We start from the raw sequence: 18,360 nt of genomic DNA, 5'->3' as shown, positions 1-18,360 counted from the left end.
ATATAAGATATTTACAACCATGAATACGATAATAGTTCTATGTTTGTTAGCATCAATATTAGTACAAATAATCACCATCATTGCTAAATATTTATAAAGTAAACAGCTTCCTTCTTATCTTTTGTTTTTGGGGAATTTTAATCTTTGTAGGTTTTTATCGAAATAAGCTTTATCTTTAGCAGTTACACTGTTGTTGTGTTTCGACTTATTTCTTATTTAAAGAATAACATGATTAACACAAATAGTCAATAGATTTTTTTAAAATTTAATATGATAAAGAATAAAGGTGAAAAACCACAAATTCGTTCGACAAAAAGTATAAAATATGGAATAACGCTTCTTGAAATTGAAATTTAATTAACATATTACAACAATTTATTTAATAAAATATTTGGGCATAAATGTTGTAATATGTTTGTTTAAGGCATTATTCTGAGAGGGTAATTGTAGCAGTGGTTTTTTTATTTCTAATAAAGAATGAAATGCTACCAATTAATCTAAAAAAGCCAGAGGCGCATAGTACAAAATAAATATTTGTGTGGCTAAGAATAAAATCACCCAGGGTGGGTGCTAAGAATAATGTAATATTTGTTAACGTTACATGAACTCCAATATATAAAATTCTGTTTTTTTCAGGAGTAACTTCTAAAAGTGAAGTAAGTAAACCAGTAATAGTGCCCGCAGTAAAAAATCCCGTAATTAATCCCGTTATTGTAATTATGTATAAGTTTGGAGATAACGCAAAAAGTATAGGAGTTGCTGCCATTCCAAGGGTAGCAGTGGACATAACAAAAGAGTTTCCCTTCTTGTGAATTAGCTTTTTCCAAAAACCAAAACTGAAGAACATAACTATAGATGAGGATACAGTAAGAAGGGTAAGCCACCATTCATCTGCACCCAAGTATTTTATTTGATAAATGCTGAAGAGTGGCCAGCCCATTTGCCAACCAAAATGAAAAAGTAATGAGCAAACAAGAAAAATATTAAATTGTTTATTACTAAATATTTCTGAAAATGCACTTTTTAAATCTATATTTAACTTTGGCGAACAGGAGGTTTCCTTTATTTTATTGAAAGTATATATTTCAAATAAACCAATTATAAAAGCTAACAAAAAAAATATTTGATACATCATGATAATTCCATTGCCTGAATCACCAAAACCCTTAAGGATTCTACCAACTATAAGTACGCTAATAATTTGGGCCAATGTAGAAAATTTATTACGCGCAGATATTGCTGTAGGGCGCATTTCTTCAACAAAGATATCCCCAGAAAAACTTTGCAGAGCGGTTGAAGATACAGATTCAGGAAAATTCATTAAAGATGATAAAATAACAAAAGCCATAGGCTGTAGTGATTTTGGGAAAAAAGGAATTGTTGCGAAGGATAAAATAAATAATCTGCTACCTAAAAAAAAATTAACCATAATTTTTTTCTTGTTTGATGAATTACTCATGAATATTAATGAAGGTATTGTAACAAATACAGCTATTAAACCTGGTAATGAAGTAGAAAGAGCTACATGAGAGTCCGTTCCACCAAGTCTAAATATAAATTTACTGGCAAATGGTTTGTACAGATTTACTACTATAGTAAATAATATGCCGTTTAAAGTATAATAAATAATATTGTAGTCTTGAATGGAAAATTTATGTTTTTTATTAAAAAATTTTTCAAACATAGCAACCATAATTACACCTCTAAAATTTTTTTAATGACATTTCAGCACCGCAGGTGCTGATTTAATAGTAAATTATTTTTTTTCACAAGAACAAAAGGCAGAATTGTATATTATGTCTAAATATTTTATGAATTCTATTCTATTATCAGAATCTGTTGATTTCAATGCTTCACTTACAAATTCACATCTTTCATTCACTACTTTATCAATAACATCATAACCTCTTGGTAGTACACTAACTCTAACTACTCTTCTATCCTTTACATCTCGAGATCGCTCTACAAGTTGACTATTTTCCATTCTGTCCACTAAATCAGTAATTGTACTAGGAGCTTGAAAGAGCTTTAAGCTAAGGTCACTTATAGTTAATCCCCCATTGTTTATTAAGCATTGTAGGGCATCAAATTGAGGTGGAGTAATTTTATATTCTTCAAGGATACCTCTACCTCTTTTTTTAATACCAAAACATACTTTTCTTAATAAAAATTCGATTTTGATTATATTTTCATCATAATTTTCCTTCAAATTTAAACCTCCTCATAATTTTATAGAGTGAGAAAATATAGTCATTAACCTTTTGAATATATTTCGCCACACGAATAATTATATACCCGCAAATTTAGACAGTCAATTAAAACCTTATTAAAGTACCGCAATTAAGTAATTAAATATGAAATGTAATTAAATAAAAATTTTTACATAAATTTGTGAACTTTTTACGGATATTTTTTACAGAAAATTAATAATGATTTAAGCATTATAGTGCTAGAATGTAAATATGAATAAGAAGAGGAATAACATTTGTAAATTGTTATTTACACTAGAGAATAATAGGAGGAATAGTATAAATGTCTGTTAAGTTTTCTAGAGAATATTATGGCTGGGATAGATTTTCAAAAATAACCTTAATATTAGGAATATTTTTGTTTGTAACTGGGTATGCATGGATTTTAGGAACAGCACTTATTATCTATTCAATTTGGAGAAGTAAATCAACTAAGCTACAGGGGAGAAATAATAAAAGATTTGTTTTTGAAAGCACCAAAAGAGGTTTTGATCGTAAAATGAATAATTTCAAAAAAAACATAAAATTAATTAATATTGTGAAAAATGTGGAACTACTTAATGCTAAGATTAAGAAATATAATCCAATGGAAAAATTAAAAGAAAGAAGAAAGTATATAATAACTAGTTGTCCTAAATGTAGACAAAAGTTAAGACTACCGAAAGGAAAGGGTAAAATTATTGTAACTTGCTCTAAGTGTTCTAGTGAGTTTAGGTTGAAAACATAAAAGAACAAAAGAGATATCCTAATAAAAGGAATCTCTTTTGTTCTTTTGATTTATACCTTAGTTTATTTAAGCCATGGCTTAAATAAACTAAAATTTTCTTAAATTATTTGCCTGAACCTAACTCAGCTAGGCAATCTTTACAAATATTCTTACCTTTGTAGTTTACAACGTCTCTTGCGTTTTGACAGAAAATACAAGCTGGCTCATATTTTTTAAGGATGATTTGTTCACCATCTACATAGATTTCTAAAGCATCTTTGATATCTATATCCAAAGTCCTTCTTAATTCTATAGGAATAACAATTCTTCCAAGTTCGTCCACTTTTCTTACTATACCTGTTGATTTCATATAATTTCCTCCTCAAACATCTTTCGACTTATTTATAATTAAATTATAGCAAAACTAACATAAAACGTCAATAGGATTATGTAAATATTTAATAATAATAATAAAAATTAATAAACTTTTACGTATTATGCAAAAAGTCCAGAAAAGTCTGTCATTTTTCACGGTATTATAATGCCATCTATATTATACATAATTTTTTATAAAAATACAATAAATATAATCAATTGTAATTAGTGTAAAATATTAGAATGTATAAAACAAAAATAGCACTAAATAAAATAAAAAAAAGGTTAGCACCATCAGTACTAGCCTTTTAACATGTAACTACCTATAATTTGTGAACTGCAGTGCAATATCAAAATCTTTTGATTTTACAAGTGTCATTACTTCTTGCAAATCATCAAGGTCCTTACCAGTAATCCTTAGTTGGTTATCCATAATTTGAGCTTGAACTTTAATTTTACTAGCTTTAATCTCTGCAATTATTTTTTTTGCTTTTTCTGTAGAAATACCTTTTACAATTTTAGCGGTTTGTCTTGCAGAACCTAAGGTAGCAGGTTCTTGCTTGCCTAGATCTAATGCTTTTCCAGATATACCTCTTTTAATTAATTTACTTACAAGAACTTCTATAACCGATTTCAATTTAAAGTCATCATCAGATATTATTTTAATATCTTCTTTCACTAGGTTGATCTCAGTAATAGTGTTTTTAAAATCATATCTTTGTTTGATCTCTTTCAATGCCTGATTTATTGCATTGTCTACCTCTTGTAAATCTACATCTGATACTATGTCAAACGAATGTGCAGCTGCCATAATTAAAAACCTCCTCTATACTTTAATAGAATTCATTAATTAATAGAATTCTCTTAATTAATAGTAAATTAATAATATGAAAATGTAAAGGAGATAATTAATAAAGATTATAATTTACATGAATTTAAAACAATCTTAAAATTTTTTCAAAGAAAATTCACCTGTGAGAAACGAATTGGTAGAATATATAATTTTTCACTAAGGTATTTACAAAATTTATCGATATACTTACTAGACATAAAAACAATATGTTTTAAAAATTGCATACGGCACGTAATATGTAATATGCATAATAATCTGTAACATAAATGGTTATAAGGAGAGAAAAAATCTGTGAGAGTACATGAAAAAAACAAATCAAATAGTGTAAGCAACATTGAAATTAATAAGTCCACTAAACAAATAGTACCCTCAATTAATCAACATTTCCTCTTTAATACATTAAATAGCATATTATCCTTGTGTAGGGAAAATTCTGAAGAAGCTAGGAAAGTTGTTTTAGAACTTAGCAGCTATCTAAGATTTAATTTTGATGTAACTGATGGAATCGTTTTTTTGCATGAGGAAATAGAGTATATAAAATCTTATTTGTATATTCAAAAGGTCCGGTTTGACCATAGATTAAATATTGTGTACGATATCCAAGGAGATGTAAATTTTTTAATCCCTAAAAATTCATTATACAACTTAATAGAAAATGCAATTATCCATGGAATTTTAAAAAAAAATAATGGAGGAACAATAATCTTTACGGTTGTGCGTGATAGTGAAAAAATAGTAATAAAAATCAAAGATGACGGTGTGGGTATGGATGATGTTCAAATAAGGGGGTTATTTAAAGATGAAAATGAGGGCTCAATTTCATCTTTAAAGTCTCAATATAGTGAACTATATAATGCAAAGTTAGAAGTAATTAGTAAATTAAACATTGGGACCTGCCTAACAGTATATATACCAATAGAAAATATAAAATATGAATAGCACTGTTTAATTTCAATATATTTACTTAAAAGTTTGATTATAACATTAAATTGACAATATTTTCAGGGTGAAGTAAGATTGTAAAGTATAATTTGCTTTTATTATTATAATGAAATTTAAATATGGGTGGGGTTTATATGTTAAGAGTAGTTTTAGTAGATGACGAAAAATTGTCTTTGGAGGAACTAAGTTTTATTTTAAGTAAAAACAATGAGATAGAAATTATAGGTAAGTACGTGGATGCATTAACCGCTTTAGAATTTATAAAAAAAACTAAACCGGAAATTGTATTTCTAGATATAGAAATGCCAGAGATTGATGGATTTACTTTAGCTGAAGAAATATGTAAGATGGATTTTCCAGTTAGTATCATATTTGCAACAGTATTTGATAAGTATGCCGTAAAAGCTTTTGAAATTAATGCTATTGATTATGTTTTGAAACCATTTTCGGAGAAAAGACTTCAGATTACCATGGAAAAAATAAATGAACGATATAATTGTGATGAAAATATACCCATATGTAGCTATAATAATATATTTCCTGAAAAACAAGAAATTAAGGGGATGAAAAAGATACCACTTTGGAAGGATGAATGCATATATCTTGTACATCCACAGGATATATTATATTGTACAGTGTTAAATAAAGAGGTGCTTGTTTTTACTAAAGATGCGAATTTTACAACACAATACACTTTAAATCAATTAGGAAGTAAATTAAGCAATCATAATTTCTTCAGGAGTCATAAAAGTTATTTGGTTAATTTAGATAAAATTCATAAAATAGTTCCTTGGTTTAATAGTACTTTTATATTGAAAATAGAAGGAGGGAAAGAAGAAGTGCCTGTGAGTAGACACTACGTTAAGGATTTTAAAAAAATAATCGATATGTAATGTGATTAATATGTAATGGTAAAAGCTGAGGGGTGAAAATGAAAAAGATACTAATAGTAGATGATGAAGTCAATAATAGGTTATTATTAGAGGAAATACTTGAAGAATTCAAAGACCAGGGGGTAGAAATACTTCTTGCAGACGATGGAAAGAAAGCACTTGGTATAATAATAAGTGAGAGACCAAATTTGGTATTTTTAGATATTATGATGCCTGAAATAAATGGTTATGAGGTATGTAATATAGTGAAAAAAGAATTAAAGCTACTCCATACTTACATAGTACTTCTAACTGCAAAGGGACAAACAGAAGATAAAAATAGAGGCAACGACGTATTATGTGATAAATACCTTACTAAGCCTTTTTATTTTGATGAAGTTTTAGCTATAGCTGAAAATGTTTTGGGATTAAAACACAATTGATTTACTATAGATTTATTCTTTTATTTTTTTACATTGTGAAATGAAAGAATAAGTCTATTTTTTTGAATTGATTTATATTGGTTTTCAGGTTTTAAAATATATATTACGAAATTAAGTTTTTACCCTGTTTTATTGCAACTATATGAGATTTATAACCGTATATAATACAAAAGTAATAAATATACAAATTAAGCATATATAAGTAAAAAAGTATATAATAAGGTGAATATTATCTGCGAATTATTAAAGATCCTATAAAAAAGAGGAGGAAATCAGTGAAAAAAATAAGTAGATATTATAAAAAGGTTGCCATTCTTATTTTAGTATTTTTATTTGGTTTTCCAACCATAGGTTTAGCCACAAGTATAAATGATACTGTGAAATTGCCTATGAAAGCGAGCGTTCCTTGCGATAAAATATGGACAGTGATTTTCAATGAAGCATTAAACGCTGAAACTATTGTGAAGGATAATATTTTTATTAAAGATTCAAAAGGCATTGAAATAAACATCACACTACAGCTAAATGAGGATAAAAAAAGTGTGCAGCTTATTCCAAGTAAAAAATACTCAGTAGGTGAAAAATATACAATTTATATAAATAGTTTCATTGAAAATGGGACAGGTAATAAACTTTTGAAAAATAATTTGGAAATGGATTTTACAGTATCTAGTGCGGTAACGGATTTACCTGTGGTAGGTACAATTGTAATTATAATGATTCATTGCAAAAGCCCAATGATGCCAGAGTTAAAGCTAATGAAACACAAAGCGCAATAAATACTAAAGATGTAGCTATGATAGCTAGGCCGTTTTTATGGAAAAACACTGTTAGAGTGATAGTTTATGATATAAGGGATATAAATAATATAAAACAAATTAGAAAAGTAGAAGTGGATGGAAATGCAATGGCTACAAGAAAAATAGGAGATATGTTATATCTTGTTTCTAATGATTATTTAAACTATTATAGTGAAAATATAGCTAAGATTACCCCTAGTTATGTTGATACTGCAGTAGGAGATGGATATATAAACATTGATTATGCGGATATTCATTATTTAAAAAATTCTATAAAGTCTAGCTATATGATACTTACAGCGATGAATTTAGAAAATGTGAAAACACCTGCAACGATTTATACATGTCTAGGTGGTGGTGGCAACATATATATGTCTAAGGAAAATCTATATATATCAGCAGAGGATAACAATAGATATATTAATAATACATTGATGCCAGAGAAGGTGGCAGCAGTGGATAAAACTAATATATATAAATTTCAACTTAAAGATGGTAAATTTGAATTTATGGCAAAGGGACAAGTAAACGGAACCGTATTAAATCAGTTTTCAATGGATGAGAATAATAACTATTTTAGAATTGCAACAACTACTAACTCAGCATGGAATGCAAATGGTGAAGTGGGTAGTAAGAACAATGTTTATATTTTAGATGCGGAATTAAAACTCAAAGGCAAACTTGAAGATATGGCTATAGGAGAAAAGATTTATTCTGTGAGATTTATGGGAGATAAGGGATATGTAGTTACCTATAAAAATATTGATCCTCTTTTTGTTATTGATTTAAAGGATGCAAGTAATCCATCTATTTTGGGACAACTAAAAATACCAGGATATAGTAGTTACCTTCAGCCTTATGATGAAAATCATATTATAGGCATAGGCAAGGATACACAGGAGGTAGATGGCAGAGTTACTGAGAGTGGTGTTAAATTATCTCTATTTGATGTTGCTGATTATAAAAATCCAAAGGAGAAATTTAGTACTGTTATCGGTGACGCTGGAACTTCCTCTGAGGCAATATATAATCACAAAGCACTATTATTTTCAAAGGATATGAATATTTTAGCCTTTCCAATCTCTGTTATGATAAATGGAGGAAATGTTGAAAATAAAGGTATTTATAGTAAACAAGTATTTCAAGGGGCCTATGTATACAATATTGATTTAGTAAATGGATTTAAACTTCGTGGCACCATAACTCACCTGTTACCTACAGATGTAAATATAGACGGGTATGTAAGCGGTTATGATAGGAATATTCAAAGAATTTTATTTATAGATGAAATGCTATATACAATTTCAAATGATGTAATTATGGCAAATGATTTTAATGATCTTTTTTTTAAAAACAAAATAATAATAGGCAAGTAAAAAAGAGTATATATTACCTAGTGCATCATCACATGCATTTTACGTAATATATACTTTTTTATTGTGTTATATTATTTATATATATATTATTGGATGAAAGTTTAGTGCTAACTATGTTTTAAATTTATAAAATTGGCGAAAATTATTATGAATAGATTTTTTGCTTACAAGAAATACAAAGTTCGTCACCATATCGGTACAAAGTTTTAAAAATAATGTTATACTATTATAAGAATTTATTAGGGATGAGAGGTAAAAATATATGTTACGTAAGGCACAAGAAAAATTAAAGAAATATTATGGGTATGATAGTTTTAGAAAAGGACAAGAGAGCGTAATACAGAGTATTATAAGTGGAGTTGATACTTTTGCTGTAATGCCTACGGGTGCTGGAAAATCAGTTTGTTATCAGATACCTGCACTGCTTCTCCCTGGAGTAACTCTTGTAATATCACCACTTATATCGCTTATGAAGGATCAAGTAGATACCTTAAATAGTGTAGGTATAGCGGCCACCTATATAAATAGCTCATTAAGTATTAATGAAGTTAATGAAAGAATTGATAAGACTTCTAGGGGAGAATTTAAACTTCTTTACGTTGCACCTGAAAGGCTAGAATTAGATTTTTTTTGTAGTATGTTAAATAGATTAACAATATCGCTTTTAGCAGTGGATGAAGCTCATTGTGTATCTCAATGGGGACATGATTTCAGGCCTAGTTATTCAGCTATTTCTAGTTTGATAAGAAAACTGCCTGTAAGACCAATTATAGCGGCCTTTACTGCCACAGCCACAGAGGCCGTAAGAAAAGACGTTATAAAGTTACTAGAATTAAGACAACCAGATGTTTATGTAACTGGTTTTAATAGAGAAAATTTAAGCTTTACTGTTATTCGTGGAGAAAACAAAAGAGATTTTGTATTAAAATATATTGAAGATAACAAAGACAAAGTGGGGATAATATATACCGCTACAAGAAAAGAAACTGATAATCTTTATGAGCTTTTACATAAAAAAGGATATAATGTTGGTAAATATCATGCAGGGCTAGGAGATGAAGAGAGGAAACAAAACCAAGAAAAGTTTTTGTATGATGATATAAACATTATTATTGCTACAAATGCTTTTGGAATGGGAATAGACAAATCAAATGTTCGATATGTAATTCATTATAATTTAACAAAGAGCATGGAAGCTTATTATCAAGAGGCAGGACGTGGAGGCCGTGATGGAGAGCCCAGTGAATGCATATTATTATTTTCTGCTGCAGATGTACTACTTCAAAAATTCTTTATAGAACAAAGCACCATATCACCGCAAAGAAAGATAAGCGAATATAAGAAACTTCAAGCTATGGTGGATTATTCACATACCACTAGGTGTCTTAGACAGTTTATTTTAGAATATTTTGGTGAAGAAAATGTTGAAGACAAGTGTGGGAATTGCAGTACCTGCAATGATGAAAGTGAACTGGTGGATATAACTGTTGAGGCACAAAAAATATTTTCTTGCATCCTTAGGATGAAGGAGAGGTTTGGTACTACATTAATTGCAGAGGTGTTACGAGGTTCTAAAAATAAAAAAGTTTTGGACCTTGGATTCGAGAAACTATCCACCTATGGAATAATAAAGCAATATACTGTTAAAGAGATAAGAGACCTTATAAACGTGCTTACGGCAGAAGACTATCTTTCTCTTGCAGATGGTCAATTTCCAGTGGTTCGTTTAAAAGAGAAAGCTGTGGCAGTGCTCAAAAATCAAGAAAAAGTCTATCAGAAGGTTGAGAAAAGAAAAGCTAAGGCAGCTAAGGATACCGGCTTATTTGAAATACTGCGCTTACTTCGAAAAGAAATATCCGAGAGAGAAAAAGTCCCACCATATATTGTTTTTGCAGATAGTGCCTTAAGAGAAATGAGCGAATATTTCCCTGTAAATAAGAAGGAGATGCTTAACATCAAAGGGGTAGGAGAATCTAAGCTTAATAAGTATGGAGAGGAATTTATTGAAGTTATAAAAAAATATATGAGTGAAAATAATATAGAATTCAAGAAAGAAATACTATATAATGAAGAAGTTGATATAACGGCTTTAAATGAATTCGGGGTAGAACAGAAGGACGAAAATGAAGATAAGGTGCCTAGCTATGTTATTACTTATAATATGTATAAAGAGGGTAAAAGCATAAAGGACATAATTTTAGAGAGGCAATTGAAAAGTCTTACAGTACAAGATCATATATTAAAATGTGCTTATGAGGGTTTTGAAGTGAATTTAGATGATTTTATTCCAAAAGATCATGAAGCACTTATTATAGAGGTCATAGAAAAAATTGGAGCTTCAAAGTTAAAACCTATTAAAGACGCGCTACCAAAGGAAGTAGATTATTTAGCTATAAAAGCAGCTATATTTAAACACTCAAACAATAAAATTTCTTAGAAAAAGGAGAAAATATGGATAAATCATTTGTAGAATTAGGATTACAAGAGAGCCTTATAGAAGGTTTAAAAAAGCAAGGAATTGAAAGCCCTACAGAAATTCAAGCAAAGGCTATTCCCCTTGGACTTGAAAACAAAGACATCATAGGGGAATCAGAAACGGGCACGGGTAAAACATTAGCGTATCTTTTGCCTATATTTCAGAAAATAGACATTACATCAAAGGATATTCAAGCAATTATACTTGCGCCTACTCACGAACTTGCAATGCAAATACATAAGCAGATAGAACTTCTATCGGAAAACTCGGCTTCAGGAGTAAAATCTACTAGCATAATAGGCAATGTTAACATCAAAAGGCAGCTAGAGTCACTTAAGGAAAAACCACATATAATAGTTGGATCTGCAGGAAGAATTTTAGAACTTATAACTATGAAGAAACTAAAATCACATGGAGTTAAGACTATTGTAATAGATGAAGGCGATAGAATGATAGATGAAAATAACATAGAGGGTGTAAAGGCTATAATAAAAACTACCCTTAGAGATAGGCAGATTATGTTGTTTTCGGCTACGGTATCACCAAAAGCTGTAGAAATTGCTAAAACACTAATGAAAGATGCAGAGGTTATTAAAGTAGGGGATAAAAGCGTTGTAAACCCTAACATAGAGCACATGTATTTCCTAGTTGAAAAGAGAGAAAAATTGATACTTTTAAGGAAACTTATAAGTGCAACAAACCCTGAAAAAGCAATAATATTTATAAATAAAAGTGATGAGGTAGAAATTACAACTTCAAAGCTTAGCTATCATGGATTAAAAGTGGTCGGAATTCATGGAACCTCTGAAAAAGAAAATAGAAAGAAAGCTATTGAGGATTTCAATGTAGGGAAAATTCAACTTTTGGTGGCTTCTGATTTAGCAGCTAGAGGGCTTGATATACAAGGAGTAACACATATATTTAACCTTGATATACCAGAGAACTCTAAGGATTATTTACATAGAGTAGGTAGAACAGCAAGAATGGGTCAAAGGGGCCTGGCACTATCTATAGCTGAAGAGAGAGAGCTTGATCTTATTAAAACCTATGAAAAAGATTTTAATATAGAAATAGTGCAAAAGGATATCTACATGGGAAGAATTATTGATCCACAGGATGCGCCTAAAGCTAAACGCGCAGAAAGGATCCAAAATCAAATATCCAACGCTAATAAATTCATTAAAAATAAATAAATTAGGAATAAATTTCATTAGCCTACTATCCTTGCGTGTGGTATAATGGCTTGGTAGTTTCGACTATAATGGAATTACTTAATGTATGGAGGTATTTATAAAGATATGATTAGTACAAACAATGTAAGTTTAAGATATGGTGCACGTAAATTATTTGATAATGTTAATATAAAATTTATACCAGGTAATTGTTATGGATTAATTGGTGCTAACGGTTCTGGTAAATCAACTTTTCTTAAAATATTATCAGGTGAAATTGAACCTAATACTGGAGAAGTTATCATTCCACCAAGAGAAAGATTAGCAGTATTAAAGCAGGATCATTTTGAATTTGATGAACATGAAGTTATTAAAACCGTAATGATGGGACATGTAAGACTTTTTGAAATAATGAAAGAAAAAGATGACCTATATGCAAAGCCAGATTTTACTGATGAAGACGGAATTAGAGCTTCAGAACTAGAAGGTGAATTTGCAGAACTTAATGGATGGGAAGCGGAATCAGAAGCTTCAACTCTTTTAATGGGTCTTGGTATAACTGAAGAGCTTCAAAGCAAAAAAATGAAGGAACTAACAGGATCAGAAAAGGTAAAAGTATTGCTTGCTCAAACACTATTTGGTAAGCCAGATATCTTATTATTGGATGAGCCTACAAACAATTTAGATGCAAAATCTAAAAAGTGGCTTGAAAATTTCTTGCTGAATTTTGATAGTACTGTTATAGTTGTCTCTCATGATAGACATTTTTTAAATAAAATATGTACACATGTTGCAGATATAGATTTTAGTAAAATTCAACTATTTGTTGGAAATTATGATTTCTGGTATGAGTCAAGTCAGTTGGCCCTTCAAATGGCTAAAGATTCAAATAAGAAAAAAGAAGAAAAAATTGCAGAACTTCAAAACTTTATTGCTAGATTTAGCTCTAATGCTTCTAAAGCAAAGCAGGCTACTTCTCGTAAAAAACAATTAGATAAATTGACTTTAGATGATATAAAACCTTCTTCTCGTAAATATCCTTTTGTTGGTTTTAAGCCAGAAAGAGAAGCAGGAAATGATTTATTAGTAGTTGAAAATTTAACTAAAATTGTAGATGGAGTAACACTTCTTGATAATTTGTCTTTTATAGTTAACAAGGGAGATAAGATTGCATTTACAGGCGCAGATGAAATAGCTAAAACTACGCTATTTAAGATATTAATGGGTGAAATGGAGCCAGATAGTGGTGAATTTAAATGGGGCGTTACTACTTCCCAAGCTTATTTACCAAAGGATAACTCAGAATATTTTAATGCTGTAGATTGTAGCCTAGTTGATTGGCTCAGACAATTTTCAGAGGAAAAGGCAGAAAGCTTTATTAGAGGATTTTTAGGAAGAATGCTTTTCTCAGGAGAAGAAGCTCTTAAACAATCTAGTGTCTTGTCTGGTGGAGAAAAGGTTAGATGTATGCTTTCTAAAATGATGCTTAGTAATGCTAATGTATTAATATTAGACGAGCCTACTAACCATTTAGATTTAGAGTCTATTACTGCTATAAACAATGGTTTAACTAGTTTTACTGGAACAATTTTGCTTACATCGCATGATTATCAGTTAGTTCAAACAGTTGCAAATAGAATAATAGAAATTACCCCTAAGGGCATAATGGATAAAGTAATGTCTTATGATGAATTCCAAGAAAGCGATGATGTTCAAAAAGAATTAGAACTTATGTATAAATAAAGAAAAGCACTTCTAATAGAATTCTATTAGAAGTGCTTTTTTAATTAACTAAAACAAGCCACCAAAGCCACCGCCGCAGCCTCTACCTCCTCGTCCGCCAAGGCCTAAAAGTAAAAGAACTAACCAGATGCCACTTCCGCCACCAAATCCATTTCCAAAGCCTTCACAACCATTTCCAAAGCCGTTTCCGCAGTTATTACCGCAACTATTTTCACATCTGCAAACAGGTTTACAGCAACGATTATTGTTACAACAACAATTATTATGTCTATGACTCATATATATAACCTCCTTTTGTATCGTGGCACATTCAAATAAATAACTGGTTAGAATGATCGTTATTTATTTTCCTGTGCCTAAGTAAAAGTTTAAAAATCAACTAAAGCGCCATAAATCGGCACTTTAAGAAGAAATTCTACACTTTAACTTAAGTATTGGAGTTGCTTTGGTATTAATACCACCACATCTAGGTGATGGACTTCCTTTTTTAAAATCGTCAAATAAAAGAAGTTATAGCTGGTACTTTAATATATTCTGAGTTTTATTAAGTGTGAATATAAAATTGCATAACAATTTTAAAATAAAAAATTTCCAAATTCTTTTATTTCTTCACACTGTCTTCATAAGATTTATTTATTATATACTTATCGATTAACAAATATATGTAAGGAGTTGTAATTAAATGAAAAATACAAAAAAAATATTAGCTTTAGTTCTTTCTTCAGTGATAGTTTTATCCTTTGTCGGGTGTAGCAAAGCAGCAACAGGAAATAAGACATCAACAGAAAATACGGACGTAGATAATGGTCTTAAAGCCTTTAATACCATTATTAAGACATATCCAGCAAATATGGGTTTCCATAAGGCACTACAACATTGGGGATTTAAGCTGTCTAGTGGAGAAAAGTTTGAATGGACTAAAGACACTTCAGCAAATAAAGCAGATTTCGCTATGGTAATGCTGGCGGATCCTTTTGTAAAGGCAGGCCTGGATGTAACTAAATTAGACAAAAATGAGTGGTTGTATGAACCAGCAGCAAAAGTGGATGGCGTAGATTTGCCTAATCGTTTAATTAAAACTTACAATGTAAGTGATAAAAAGGAAGTTTCAAATGGTTCAGAAGATGCACTAAGAAGACTTTTAAAGCAGGATCCAATGTTAATTAAATACTTGAAAGATGAAAAACATTATATGCTAATGCTTGGAGAGGGTTATGCAGTACACTTTGCAGAGGTTTTAGGATCATCTGATGAGGACATGGAATTTGCACTTAAGGCAGAGCCACTAATTAAAGCAGGAGTAGATGTTAAAAAGCTTGAAGGTTCCGGATTTAAATTAGAAGTAGCTGGAAAAGATAACATGGAAAGCAAAGATGACCAATTAGTTAAAGGGTTTAAATTAAAATAGTCTAAGGTAAATCACCCTTGTATTATACACTTAAGGGTGTATAATATAATTATAAGATACCCCCAGTATGGGGGGGGATATGGAGAGGGTTAAATGAATGTAGAAAAAGTCAAGGCATTACAAGCATTAAAAACTTCTAAAGGACAAATTGAGGGAATAATGAAAATGATGGAAGATGGTAGATACTGTGTTGATATATCTAACCAAATCATTGCAGCCCAAGCCCTTTTAAAAAAAGCAAATCTGCTAATTTTAAAACAACATATGCATCACTGTGTTATGGAAGCAGTTAAGCTAGACAATGGAGATGAGAAAATAGATGAAATTATAGAACTTTTATCTAAAATAATGAATAAATAGTGTTTTAATATTTAATTATAGGAGGGAAATTTATGACGACAAAGTCATTAAAAATAGAGGGTATGACCTGCTCAGCTTGTGCTAAAGCAGTTGAAAGAGCAACTAAAAAGCTAGATGGAGTAAATGAGACAAATGTGAATTTTGCTACAGAAAAACTTACTATAAATTATGATGAAGCAAAAATATCTGTACCTGATATTCAAGCATCTGTAGAAAAGGCAGGTTATAAGGCCTTAGTTGAATCAAATAATAGGTCTTTTAAAATTGAAGGTATGACTTGTTCGGCTTGTTCTAAAGCCATTGAAAGAGTTACTAAAAAGCTAGATGGAGTAATAGAGTCAAATGTAAATTATGCAACTGAAAAATTGAATATAACCTATGAACCATCAAAGGTTAGAATATCAGATATAAAGAAAGCCGTAGAAAAAGCAGGCTACAAAATTTTTGACGGTGAAACTACTGTGGATGCTGATAAAGTGAGAAAAGAAAAAGAAATAAAACTGTTATGGAATAAATTTATTATTTCTGTAATGTTCACAGTGCCATTGCTATTTATATCTATGGGACATATGATAGCTGAAAAATTTGGGTATCATCTTCCAAGTTTTATAGATCCTATGAGTAGTCCTAGATTTTTTGCAATTTTACAATTAGTTTTAGTAATACCAGTTATGATTGCAGGGAATAGATTCTTTAGGGTGGGATTTAAGTCCTTAATACGAAGAAGCCCTAATATGGATACACTAATTGCAATGGGTACATCAGCAGCGTTTTTATATGGAATATTTGCTATAGTACAAATTTTTGGCGGAAATGTAGATTATGCATATGACTTATATTTTGAGTCAGCAGCAGTTATTATAACTCTTATTACATTAGGTAAATATTTAGAGTCAGTTACAAAAGGAAAGACTTCCGAAGCTATAAAAAAACTTATGGGGCTAGCTCCTAAAACAGCTATTATCATAAGAGAAGGAAAAGAAATTGAAATGCCTATAGAAGAAGTTGAAGTAGGCGACATAATTTTTGTAAGGCCTGGTGAAAAAATGCCTGTAGACGGTGAAGTGGTCCACGGAATTACTGCTGTAGATGAAGCTATGATTACAGGGGAAAGCATGCCAGTAGAAAAGATTGTTGGTGATAAAATTATAGGAGCTAGTATTAATAAGAATGGAACTATAAAATATAAGGCAACAAGAGTTGGAAAAGATACAGCCTTATCTCAAATTATAAAGCTTGTAGAAGATGCCCAAGGCTCTAAAGCTCCAATTGCAAAAATGGCTGACATAATTTCAGGATATTTTGTTCCGGTTGTTATGGGACTGGCACTTTTATCTAGCGTAAGTTGGTACCTATCAGGAGAAACTGCAATATTTTCTTTAACTATTTTCATTTCTGTACTTGTAATCGCGTGTCCTTGTGCATTAGGCCTTGCAACTCCAACAGCAATAATGGTTGGTACAGGAAAAGGTGCAGAATATGGAGTTTTAATAAAAAGTGGGGTTGCCCTAGAAACAGCTCATAAAATACAAACTATAGTTTTTGATAAAACAGGAACTATAACAGAAGGCACGCCAAAGGTTACAGATATAATTGTTACAAACAGTATAACAGAAGAATACTTGCTTCAAATAGCCGCCTCAGCAGAGAAGGGGTCTGAACATCCTCTTGGAGAAGCAATAGTAAAAGCTGCGCAGGATAATAAAGTAGAATTTAAGACCCTTGATTATTTTAAAGCAATACCAGGACATGGAATTGAAGTAAAGATTGATGGCAGAGATATTTTACTTGGAAACAGAAAACTTATGGTAGAAAGCAATATCTCCCTAGAGAACCTAGAAGAAACCTCTCACAATTTAGCAAGTGAAGGTAAAACTCCAATGTATATAGCTATAGATGCTAAAATAGCAGGAATTATAGCTGTTGCTGATACTGTTAAAAAAAGTAGTAAGATAGCAATTGAAAAGCTTCATGAAATGGGAATTGAAGTAGCAATGATAACTGGAGACAATAAGATAACTGCGGAGGCTATAGCGAGAGAAGTAGGTATAGATACAATTCTTGCAGAAGTTCTTCCAGAAGATAAGGCAAATGAGGTTAAAAAACTTCAAGCCACAGGCAAGAAAGTTGCTATGGTTGGCGATGGTATAAATGATGCTCCAGCACTAGCACAAGCAGATATAGGAATAGCTATAGGATCAGGTACAGACGTTGCAATTGAATCCGCAGATATAGTTCTTATGAGGAGTGATTTAAGAGATGTTGCAACTGCAATAGAATTAAGCAAGAAGACTATAAAAAATATCAAAGAAAATCTATTCTGGGCCTTCGGATACAATACATTAGGTATCCCAGTTGCCATGGGAGTTTTATATATCTTTAATGGACCACTACTCAGTCCAATTATAGCAGCTACTGCCATGAGCTTTAGTTCAGTATCAGTTTTGCTAAATGCATTAAGACTAAAAGGATTTAAACCTGTTATATAAACAAGTATGAAATTTCTCCTACGTGCCTTGTAAACGAACTTAAAACAAGAAATTCCATTAAGAAATCCTAATCTTTTGCTCATATAAAATTCTCTA

Annotated in this window: 17 protein-coding genes; 12 read left to right on the top strand and 5 right to left on the bottom strand. The window is 30.6% G+C overall.

The features are described 5' to 3' along the window. Positions 1-427: 427 nt before the first annotated feature. Together G9F72_RS20240 and G9F72_RS20235 are read right to left on the bottom strand one after the other, a co-directional pair. Positions 428-1,693: an MFS transporter gene (locus G9F72_RS20240; protein WP_164957768.1), complete on the bottom strand. Its 1,266-nt coding sequence runs from the start codon at positions 1,691-1,693 to the stop codon at positions 428-430. Positions 1,694-1,756: 63 nt separating this feature from the next. After that, the gene (locus G9F72_RS20235) at positions 1,757-2,209 is read right to left on the bottom strand and encodes a MarR family winged helix-turn-helix transcriptional regulator (RefSeq protein ID WP_164957769.1); all 453 of its coding nucleotides are present in this window, start codon (positions 2,207-2,209) and stop codon (positions 1,757-1,759) included. 323 nt (positions 2,210-2,532) lie between these two features. Here G9F72_RS20235 and G9F72_RS20230 point away from each other — a divergent pair, with 323 nt between their 5' ends. Beyond that, complete coding sequence (locus tag G9F72_RS20230) at positions 2,533-2,976, top strand: hypothetical protein (protein WP_164957770.1); 444 nt, start codon at positions 2,533-2,535, stop codon at positions 2,974-2,976. Between the two features lie 103 nt (positions 2,977-3,079). On the opposite strand, the gene G9F72_RS20225 is transcribed toward G9F72_RS20230, so the two are convergent. Together G9F72_RS20225 and G9F72_RS20220 are read right to left on the bottom strand one after the other, a co-directional pair. Further along, on the bottom strand, positions 3,080-3,325 hold the full coding sequence (locus G9F72_RS20225; RefSeq protein ID WP_125004371.1) for an AbrB/MazE/SpoVT family DNA-binding domain-containing protein: 246 nt from the start codon (positions 3,323-3,325) through the stop codon (positions 3,080-3,082). A gap of 324 nt (positions 3,326-3,649) precedes the next feature. Continuing rightward, entirely contained in the window at positions 3,650-4,141 is a 492-nt protein-coding gene (locus tag G9F72_RS20220; RefSeq protein ID WP_164957771.1) for a YajQ family cyclic di-GMP-binding protein, read from the bottom strand. 333 nt (positions 4,142-4,474) lie between these two features. Here G9F72_RS20220 and G9F72_RS27480 point away from each other — a divergent pair, with 333 nt between their 5' ends. The 8 genes from G9F72_RS27480 (at position 4,475) to G9F72_RS20180 (ending at position 14,007) form a co-directional block, all read left to right on the top strand. After that, positions 4,475-5,122 carry a sensor histidine kinase gene (locus G9F72_RS27480; protein ID WP_164957772.1) on the top strand — a complete coding sequence of 216 codons (648 nt, stop codon included), beginning with the start codon at positions 4,475-4,477 and terminating at the stop codon, positions 5,120-5,122. Positions 5,123-5,259: 137 nt separating this feature from the next. Next, positions 5,260-6,018 carry a LytR/AlgR family response regulator transcription factor gene (locus G9F72_RS20210; RefSeq protein WP_164957773.1) on the top strand — a complete coding sequence of 253 codons (759 nt, stop codon included), beginning with the start codon at positions 5,260-5,262 and terminating at the stop codon, positions 6,016-6,018. A 38-nt stretch (positions 6,019-6,056) separates the two neighbouring features. After that, positions 6,057-6,440 (top strand): two-component system response regulator, encoded by a 384-nt coding sequence (locus G9F72_RS20205; RefSeq protein WP_164957774.1) that lies wholly within the window; start codon positions 6,057-6,059, stop codon positions 6,438-6,440. Between the two features lie 275 nt (positions 6,441-6,715). Beyond that, positions 6,716-7,219, top strand: coding sequence for an Ig-like domain-containing protein (locus G9F72_RS20200; protein WP_164957775.1), 504 nt, complete (start codon positions 6,716-6,718; stop codon positions 7,217-7,219). Next, on the top strand, positions 7,165-8,616 hold the full coding sequence (locus G9F72_RS20195) for a beta-propeller domain-containing protein (RefSeq protein ID WP_164957776.1): 1,452 nt from the start codon (positions 7,165-7,167) through the stop codon (positions 8,614-8,616). Before G9F72_RS20200 ends, G9F72_RS20195 begins: the two co-directional genes overlap by 55 nt. A gap of 262 nt (positions 8,617-8,878) precedes the next feature. After that, positions 8,879-11,053, top strand: coding sequence for a DNA helicase RecQ (gene recQ / locus G9F72_RS20190; protein WP_164957777.1), 2,175 nt, complete (start codon positions 8,879-8,881; stop codon positions 11,051-11,053). A 14-nt stretch (positions 11,054-11,067) separates the two neighbouring features. Further along, on the top strand, positions 11,068-12,285 hold the full coding sequence (locus G9F72_RS20185) for a DEAD/DEAH box helicase (protein ID WP_164957778.1): 1,218 nt from the start codon (positions 11,068-11,070) through the stop codon (positions 12,283-12,285). 105 nt (positions 12,286-12,390) lie between these two features. Beyond that, a complete protein-coding gene (locus G9F72_RS20180; protein WP_164957779.1) occupies positions 12,391-14,007 on the top strand; it encodes an ABC-F family ATP-binding cassette domain-containing protein in 1,617 nt (538 codons plus the stop codon). 48 nt (positions 14,008-14,055) lie between these two features. Here the strand turns inward: G9F72_RS20180 and G9F72_RS20175 are convergent, their stop codons facing one another. Beyond that, positions 14,056-14,286: a ground-like protein gene (locus G9F72_RS20175; RefSeq protein ID WP_164957780.1), complete on the bottom strand. Its 231-nt coding sequence runs from the start codon at positions 14,284-14,286 to the stop codon at positions 14,056-14,058. Positions 14,287-14,689: 403 nt separating this feature from the next. Between G9F72_RS20175 and G9F72_RS20170 the strand changes: the two genes are divergently transcribed. The 3 genes from G9F72_RS20170 (at position 14,690) to G9F72_RS20160 (ending at position 18,264) form a co-directional block, all read left to right on the top strand. Further along, a complete protein-coding gene (locus G9F72_RS20170) occupies positions 14,690-15,415 on the top strand; it encodes a hypothetical protein (RefSeq protein ID WP_164957781.1) in 726 nt (241 codons plus the stop codon). 93 nt (positions 15,416-15,508) lie between these two features. Further along, positions 15,509-15,775, top strand: a complete 267-nt coding sequence (locus G9F72_RS20165) for a metal-sensing transcriptional repressor (protein WP_164957782.1) — start codon at positions 15,509-15,511, stop codon at positions 15,773-15,775. A gap of 32 nt (positions 15,776-15,807) precedes the next feature. Next, a complete protein-coding gene (locus G9F72_RS20160) occupies positions 15,808-18,264 on the top strand; it encodes a heavy metal translocating P-type ATPase (RefSeq protein ID WP_164957783.1) in 2,457 nt (818 codons plus the stop codon). Positions 18,265-18,360: the final 96 nt, after the last annotated feature.

The organism is Clostridium estertheticum, assembly GCF_011065935.2.
In the GTDB taxonomy this organism is placed as follows: domain Bacteria; phylum Bacillota; class Clostridia; order Clostridiales; family Clostridiaceae; genus Clostridium_AD; species Clostridium_AD estertheticum_A.
Note: the sequence above shows the minus strand (reverse complement) of the source record. Positions and strands in the feature narration are given on the sequence as shown.